The organism is Frankia tisae (assembly GCF_025403405.1).
Classification (GTDB): domain Bacteria; phylum Actinomycetota; class Actinomycetes; order Frankiales; family Frankiaceae; genus Frankia; species Frankia tisai.
In genome coordinates this window covers 1-7,096 of sequence record NZ_JANEZT010000347.1, presented here as the reverse complement: position 1 = coordinate 7,096, position 7,096 = coordinate 1, and the positions used below count along the sequence as shown (strand labels likewise).

Annotated in this window: 9 protein-coding genes; 8 read left to right on the top strand and 1 reads right to left on the bottom strand. The window is 67.8% G+C overall.

What is annotated here, in order from left to right; translation table 11 throughout:
• Positions 1–515, bottom strand: a 515-nt coding sequence (locus NBZ85_RS24980; protein WP_261562696.1) for a copper resistance CopC family protein, incomplete at its 3' end; no start/stop codon positions are given.
• Between the two features lie 795 nt (positions 516–1,310).
• Here NBZ85_RS24980 and NBZ85_RS24975 point away from each other — a divergent pair.
• From NBZ85_RS24975 to NBZ85_RS24940, 8 genes are all read left to right on the top strand, one after another.
• Positions 1,311–1,598 (top strand): phospholipase D-like domain-containing protein, encoded by a 288-nt coding sequence (locus NBZ85_RS24975; protein ID WP_261556412.1) that lies wholly within the window; start codon positions 1,311–1,313, stop codon positions 1,596–1,598.
• 853 nt (positions 1,599–2,451) lie between these two features.
• Entirely contained in the window at positions 2,452–2,943 is a 492-nt protein-coding gene (locus tag NBZ85_RS24970) for a hypothetical protein (protein WP_261556411.1), read from the top strand.
• A 96-nt stretch (positions 2,944–3,039) separates the two neighbouring features.
• The gene (locus tag NBZ85_RS24965; protein ID WP_261556410.1) at positions 3,040–3,504 is read left to right on the top strand and encodes a nuclear transport factor 2 family protein; all 465 of its coding nucleotides are present in this window, start codon (positions 3,040–3,042) and stop codon (positions 3,502–3,504) included.
• Positions 3,474–4,034, top strand: a complete 561-nt coding sequence (locus NBZ85_RS24960; protein WP_261562695.1) for a nuclear transport factor 2 family protein — start codon at positions 3,474–3,476, stop codon at positions 4,032–4,034. Before NBZ85_RS24965 ends, NBZ85_RS24960 begins: the two co-directional genes overlap by 31 nt.
• A gap of 403 nt (positions 4,035–4,437) precedes the next feature.
• Positions 4,438–4,689: a hypothetical protein gene (locus NBZ85_RS24955; RefSeq protein WP_261556408.1), complete on the top strand. Its 252-nt coding sequence runs from the start codon at positions 4,438–4,440 to the stop codon at positions 4,687–4,689.
• A 296-nt stretch (positions 4,690–4,985) separates the two neighbouring features.
• Entirely contained in the window at positions 4,986–5,639 is a 654-nt protein-coding gene (locus NBZ85_RS24950) for a DUF6338 family protein (protein WP_261556407.1), read from the top strand.
• A gap of 290 nt (positions 5,640–5,929) precedes the next feature.
• Positions 5,930–6,733: a CHAT domain-containing protein gene (locus NBZ85_RS24945; RefSeq protein WP_261562694.1), complete on the top strand. Its 804-nt coding sequence runs from the start codon at positions 5,930–5,932 to the stop codon at positions 6,731–6,733.
• Positions 6,734–6,757: 24 nt separating this feature from the next.
• Positions 6,758–7,096: transposase domain-containing protein (locus NBZ85_RS24940; RefSeq protein ID WP_308205215.1), on the top strand; the 339-nt coding region annotated here is incomplete at its 3' end.

Genomic DNA, 7,096 nt, shown 5'->3' with positions numbered 1-7,096 from the left:
GTGCTCGGCGAGGTCGTGATGCCCGGCGAGGTCGTGGCGGGCGGCGCCGTGGCCGCGCTGCCGGCAGCGGGTGGCGCGGTGCCGGGGGTGCCGGCCGAGGGGCTCGCCCGTCCCGCGACGGTGAACGCGAACGTCCCGCCGACCGGGTGGCCGTCCTCGGACACGGCCTGGTAGGAGACCGTGTAGCGCCCGTCGGCCAGCGCGGCGAGCGGTTGGCGCACGGTGGCGCCCGCGACCACCGTGGTGCCGATGACCACACTGGTGCCGTCGGTGCGGGTCACGGCGATGTGGGTGTAGCGGGACGAGACGGACTCGTTGAAGTTCAGGGTGATCTCACCCGGCGCGGTGGGCAGCACGCTGTCCGCGGCCGGTGTGGTGGCCACGAGCCGGGAGTGCGCCGCGGCGGGTGCCGCCAGGGCCAGCAGCAGCGCCGGCAGGATCGCGGCGAGGACGCCGACCGCGGCGGTGACCCTGCCCCGCCGAGCGCCGCCGCGACGCGCGTGAACCGTCTGCACCTGTCGTCGCACCCGCCGGATTCTACGCGCCGTAGAACGTGGATCGCAGGCACTGCCGGGCGGAACCTGCGTACCAGCACCGGCAACATGTCCCCGTTGCTGGTGCTCGTCCCGAGTTGGTGCCAGTTCTGGCACCAACTCGGTGCCGCGAGGAGATCGGCTGGTGCCGTCCGCGCCCCTATGGCATTGAGCGGCAGCTTGCGCCGGACAGAGTCCGGGGAACCGGACCCAAGGCCCGGCGACTGGTTCCGATCATGGATCGGAAAGCGTCCGGCCTGCCGGGAGCCTCTCTGGCAGGGTTTCTCTCTGTCTCTCCCTGGAAAGACACCCTGTCGCGCGTCCGCCCGAGAAGGCGATCATCACCCTCGGTGAGGGTCTCACTGGCCACTGCGGAGGCACTGGCAGCCTGACCGGCCGTCGAGGAGCCGGTCAGCGACGTCCGCCAGGACTGCGGCGGGTTCCCGCGCGTCCTACCGGTTTGTGTCGATGGAGCCTCTCGGCCGGAAGATCTGCACGCGCGCCGCCGCGGGGGATCTGCCCACGGAAGCTCCGGGCCAACGCAACCGGGTCGTAGTCGGGTTCGGTTGGGCCGCGGTGATGTCCACGTCGATCACCACCGTGTACCGGCCGCTCAGCTTCCGGACATTGCTACCGCCTGCAGGGGACGACCGGGGACGTCTCGGCGCCCGACACGGCGTCCCGTTGCGTCCTTTCGGAGTCGGCATGCGAAATGAGCTCTGGGCGCCGCCCTGACGAGTAGACGGATGGACTATGTGAGCCTGGCTGAAGCGGCGGGTGAGCCGCGCTGAGTTCGTCACTCTGTACCCTCACCGGGGCGCCGTCCCGTTGGACCTCTGGGCCTGGCTACTCGACCAGGCGAAGGACTGTGTCGACGTCCTGGTCTACGCCGGACTGTTCCTGACCGATGGCATTCCCGATCTCGCCAGGCAGCTTATCCGCAAGGCGAGGCGTGGGGCGCGTATTCGCGTGCTTCTCGGTGATCCCGGCTCGGCGGCGGTGGCCGCGCGGGGAGCTGAAGAGGGGTGTTCGGCGGGGCGCCGGCACGTGTCCGCCTCAGCCTGACCCACCTGCAAGACGCCATCGGTGTGCCAGGGGTTCACCTCCACCTGCACGGCACGACGCTCTACAGCTCCATCTACGCTCTACAGCTCCATCTACCGCTTCGATGACGCCCTGCTCGCGAACGTTCGACCACTACCTCGCCCGCAGGCTGACTCCCTACATCGGCTAGGAACGGGCTGGACGGAAAAATGCCGGGGCGACGGCCTGCATGCAGTGCATCTTATTGCAGGTGACGCTGTCTGGTCTTTGATTTTTGCGATTTTTACGCGAGCGACCAGATGGCTTCCTTGCATAGAAGATCATGTAAGGGTGCGGGATCTCCAACCACGACGAGGACCAGGACCACGCCGTCGGCGTGAGCGCCCGACCACGAGCAACCGCAGCACGTTGCCGCATCCCCGCGTAAAGATCAGGCCTGCGGCCATCGGCTACACGCGGCGCTGGGCGTTTCGTGCTCGCCGGTGCGCCGCAGGCCCTATCTACTGGCGCTTGTCTCGCGATACCGACCGTTATTGAGAACCGCATCCGCAGGTTGCCGGGCTCAAGAACGGTAGCATCGGCGCTGCGACTCGGCGGCGGGCGGCAAGAAGATGTCGGGTAGCCGACAGGTCGATACCTGCCGGGAATTGTTTCCCGTATTCTGGGTCTTTTACCGATCAAAACTCCACGGAAGCGCAGCGAGTTGTCGCCCGGGTTGACGGCGGTCACGCGGAACCTGGCGCTGGCCCACCCGCAGGGTCTTGAGGTTTTTAAAGAGCTTGACGCTCACCCCATTTACGTGAAAGATGACGGTGCGCCGGTAGTTTCGACAAGTCGACCGTTTGCGCGCCAGTTCTCGCTTTGAGGAGCGTCCATGCGTCTACGCCGGCTGTTGGTCGTCGTCCTGGTGGGGGTGGCGGCGTCAATCCTGACCTTTGTGGGTGCCTCGCCTGCATCCGCATCCCAGGGCTTCTGCAGCCAGAACCTGCCTGGGTGGCGGATCGTCCCCCTCGACTCGTCGGCCACGGACCCTACGGCCCGCTATCCCCAGGATGAAAACGGCCAGCAGGACGGCGCGGCCGAGATCGTCATCTGGACAAGGTCGGCGGGCCCGTCTCTGAGCCAGTTCGTCGTGCAGTTCCGTAACCTGCGACCAAATGGCAAGTACGCCGTCCTGGGCCAGGTCGGTACTGTCCGGAACGGTGCGGACCTCGGCCAGACCGGCACCATCGGCTCCGCCCCGGCAGGCGCCTGGTGCTCGGAGAGCTTCACGGGCACCAACGTCTGGGCCAACCTGATCTACAGCGCCGGTGGGCACCAGTACGGGCAGACGGCCCAGGGTTACATCATCGGAAAGAAACTGTAGTCCACCAATCCGGTGCTGGTGCGGCAGGCCGTTGAAGGGGACGGATCGCCGCGGCCGGTGCGCCGGCGGTCAGGGCGGCAGGCGGGGGGAAACGAGATGACAGGTGTGCTTCCCCGGGACGACGCGCTGGCGATCCAGGAGATCCTGGCGCTGTTCGCGCACGTCTTCGACAACAACGATGTTGCGGGGCTGGGGCTGGTGTTCACGTCCGACGTCCGGGTCGACATCGGGCTCGGCCCGAGCCGGACTTACCGAGGGCTCGCGGAGTTCGCCGACTATGTTCGTTCCAGGAGCGCGGCGGAGCCCGACCATCACACCGTCAACACCTCCCTGCTCCCCCAGGAGGACGGGAGCGTGCGGGCCCGAAGCCGCTACCTCGGGGTCAACCTGGAGGGCCGGCTGACCAGCGGCGAGTTCCTTGACGTCCTGGTGTGTACCCCGCGGGGCTGGCGAATCTCCTACCGCCGCAGCGTGCCCCGCACCCCGCGGCCGGCGGGCACCGGCGTCCCGGTCTCGCAGGTGCTGGAGCCATGGCTGGGCACGTCCGCGGGGCGGCCCTGATGCCCCCGCTCGGCGCCCAGGATCTGGTCGAGATCCACGAGCTGCTGGCCCGTTTCGGTCATGTCTTCGACAACGGTGACGCCGACGGGATGGGCGAGGTGCTCACGGAGGACGGGGTGGTCGAGGGCGTCATCGGCGCGGGCTACACGATCTCCGGCCTGCCGGCCGCCAAGGAGTCCACCCGGCGGCGGCGGCCCGACACCCCCGAGCACAACACGGTCGGGACGATCGTCTTCGTCGATGCCCAGGGCGTGGTGCGGGCTCGCAGTCGCTACCTCGCCCCGTTCGTCGACGGCAGCGTGCACGCCGGGGACTTCTTTGACATTCTGCGGCGCACCCCGGAGGGCTGGCGGATCTCCTACCGGATCTCGGTGCCGCGCCGGCCGGCGCTGCCAATCAACCCGCCGCCACCGGAGTTCTTCGACGCCTGGCGTCCCCGCGCCGGCGACCTGGGCGTTTCCCGCGGTGACGCGGCGACGGTCCAGCTGGTTGACAACGCGCCGCGAACGACAGGAACCAGGTGTGGCTAGAGACGCGTCGCGGTCTGGACGAGGCCGGCGGCTGCAGCAACTGTGCATGTTCCCGAACCTGAGGGCCGGGGCCGTCCGGGTACGTACCGTCGGGGCCAGGCCAGCGCGGCATCGGCAGGCCGGGCAGCGCGGTGACCTCGGCCATCTGCACGTGGGTCCGGCCGGTGAGGGGATGCCCGGCCGGCAGAACCACGACCTGTCCGTCCGTGCGGAGCTCCTCCGTGTCGAATCCGGCCGTGGTGTCGAACGGCCGGTGCGGCACCCCAGGTCGAAGCGCTGACGCTATCTCTGCGCGACGGAGGGGCAGGTGCCGAGACCGACGCGGCCATCCGCTAGACCACGTCATGCCGTATACCAGCGAAGTCACGTCTTCGACAACGGTGACGCCGCCGGGATGGGCGAGGTGCTCACCGAGGACGGCGTGGTTGAGGGCGTCATCGGCGCGGGCTACACGATCTCCGGCCTGCCGGCCGCCCAGCAGTTCACCCGCCGGCGGCGGCTCGACACCCCCGAGCACAACACGGTCGGGACGATCGTCTTCGTCGACGAACGGGGCGTGGCGCGGGCCCGCAGCCGCTGCCTTGCCCCGCCTGTCGACGGCGGCGTGCACGCCGGGGGCTTCTTCGACCTTCTGCGGCGCACCTCGGCGACCTGAGCGTTCTCCGCGGTGACGCGGCGACGGTCATGTCTTGACCAGGTCCTGACCGGTGCTCATTTGCGACGGCGGTCCGTGACGCGCGCCCGGCGGGGCGGCGGCCAGTAGTCGGTGAGAACGAGGAGCGTAAATGATCATGGGGGTATTTTTGGGTCCACTGCTCTGCGAGGCGTCCCGATGTCTAGGGTAATCAGATGGCGGAGGTAGGGTAAGGAGGCGGCTCGGGTGGTGCTTGTTGAAACGGCGCACCTTGCATCGCCGACGACAACTGCAGTTCGAATGACGGCGGCTTCTCTGTGATCGAAACATTTCAAGCAATCGCGGTGACCGCTCTGCTGCTTCTTCCTGGCGCCCTCTATACGTTTGCCTGCGAACGGCAGGTCGGCCGCGCCGGCGCTGCCGATCAACTGATGACCTTCGCGGGCAGCTCTGCCTTATTCCATGCGCTCGCGGCGCCAATCACGTGGTGGGTGTACATGGAGTACATCCATAGTGGGCGGCTCGATCGAGGTCCGCTGCCGTGGGAGCTATGGCCGGTCGCTCTTGGCTACACAATAGTTCCGGCCTTGCTGGGGGCGGTTGCAGGAGGGGAAATCCGTCGCCGCGGGAAGTTGCACAGTATTCTTCCGGGCCCGGTCGCGAGCCCGCGTGCCTGGGACGAGATCATGCATCTGGCGGCCGAGAGGAACCCGTGGGTACGTGTTCGACTGAAGGATCATGCCGCCGGGACGAACGGTTGGATAGTCGGCGCCTACGCCGGGGGTGCGCGGGGAGGCCCTGCATCCTTTGCCGCAGGTTTTCCGCAGGAATCCGATCTCTATCTTTCCGAAACGGTGCACTGCGATTCTCAGGGTAGATTCATCAGGGGATCTGACGGTGGGGTGAAGAGGCGAAAAGTAGGTGTTCTGCTTCGCCGGGACGATATTCTCTATCTGGAAATAATCTGGTGATGAGGGGCTGCGATGAACGAAGATCGGTCGGATGGATGGGATCCGGAATTCCAGTCGAGACACCCGCCGAATCGAGGATATCGAGCCCGTAAACGGTCCGTTGGCGCGATGCCGCTCCCGCCGCCCGACGAATTCGCCCCGGAGGACGACGAGCCCAGCCCCGACCCGGCTGACCCGGCCGACCCGGCCGCGCAGGGAGACGACGGTGACGCGCCCGAATGACCGGAGTAGCTGTATCGGACGGGGCGGACATCGTTCGGCAGGTATCGTTGCGGATCGCCCCCACGGCGGTGACTCTCACCACCGTGGAGGGATCGGTCGAGGGCAGTCCGCTGGGGATGGACTGGTCCGCTGACCGGACGGTCCACGATCTGTTCCTGGCCCGTGCACATCGCACCCCACTCGCGGCACCGGTGCTCGGGGCCGGTGAAATCGCTGGAGATCGGCTCGACAATGCGCTGTGGGCGGTGGGGCGGATGCTTGGGAAACGCCTCCTCCCCGCTGAGCTGGCCGAGAAGCTGGCCGCGGAGACCGACGCGGCAGCGCGTACAGGAGAGTCTGTCCATCTGGCGATCGAGGTCGCCGACGACCATGTCGGGGACCTGCCGTGGGAGACGCTCATTCTGCCGGGGCAGGCCGAGCCGCTGGTCCTGAATCCTTCGGTGCGGCTGTATCGCTCCGTCACCGGGCCGGGGTCCGCCTCGGTGACGAACACCCGGGGGCCGTTGCGGATCCTCGCGGTGATCGCCAGCCCAAAGCGCGGCGGTGGGGAACTGCTGGACTACGAGTCGGAGCTGGCTCGGATCCTCGAGGCGGTAGGTCCTGTCCGTGGCCGCAAAGCGTATGTCCGGGTGTTGAACGGTGGCAGCCGCAAGGCGATCCGCGCGGCGTTGGAGCTGGAGCGGTTCCACATCCTGCATCTGTCCTGCCACGCCGAACCCGGCCAGCTCATCCTGGAAGCCGACGACGGTAGCGCTGACCGAACCAACACCAAGGACTTCACCGACATTGTCCTGGCCCCCGGCCGGGGTGTGCCTCTCGTGGTGCTCGCGGGTTGCTCCACCGCCCAAGCCCAATGGCCATGCTTTAGATGATCGTCATGCGGGTAGGGTTGTGATGTGCCGCATGACGCGAGTGAGGGACTGTCGCCGGAGGGCTGGTTGCCGGACCGGGTGACGGTGGGGGCGTTGACGGGGGTGTTCCCGCCGGAGCTGGTGGATGGGGTGCTGGCGGAGACGGACACGGTGGAGCTGCGGCGGCGGTTGTTGCCGTCGCGGCTGGTGGTGTACTTCGTGTTGGCGCTGTGGCTGTTCCGGGGCCGGAACTGCGGCTATGTGCAGGTGCTGTCGCGGTTGGTGGACGGGCTGTACTGGCGGCGGCGGGCGGCGGCGTTGGCCTCGGGTGGTCCGGGTGAGCGGGAGTGGCGGTTGCCGAACCTGTCGTCGCTGGTGCGGGCG

Coding starts and splice junctions, on each gene's coding strand:
- NBZ85_RS24970 (WP_261556411.1), top strand. CDS start 2,452: ATGCGTCTACGCCGGCTGTTGGTCGTCGTCCTGGTGGGGGTGGCGGCG.
- NBZ85_RS24965 (WP_261556410.1), top strand. CDS start 3,040: ATGACAGGTGTGCTTCCCCGGGACGACGCGCTGGCGATCCAGGAGATC.
- NBZ85_RS24960 (WP_261562695.1), top strand. CDS start 3,474: ATGGCTGGGCACGTCCGCGGGGCGGCCCTGATGCCCCCGCTCGGCGCC.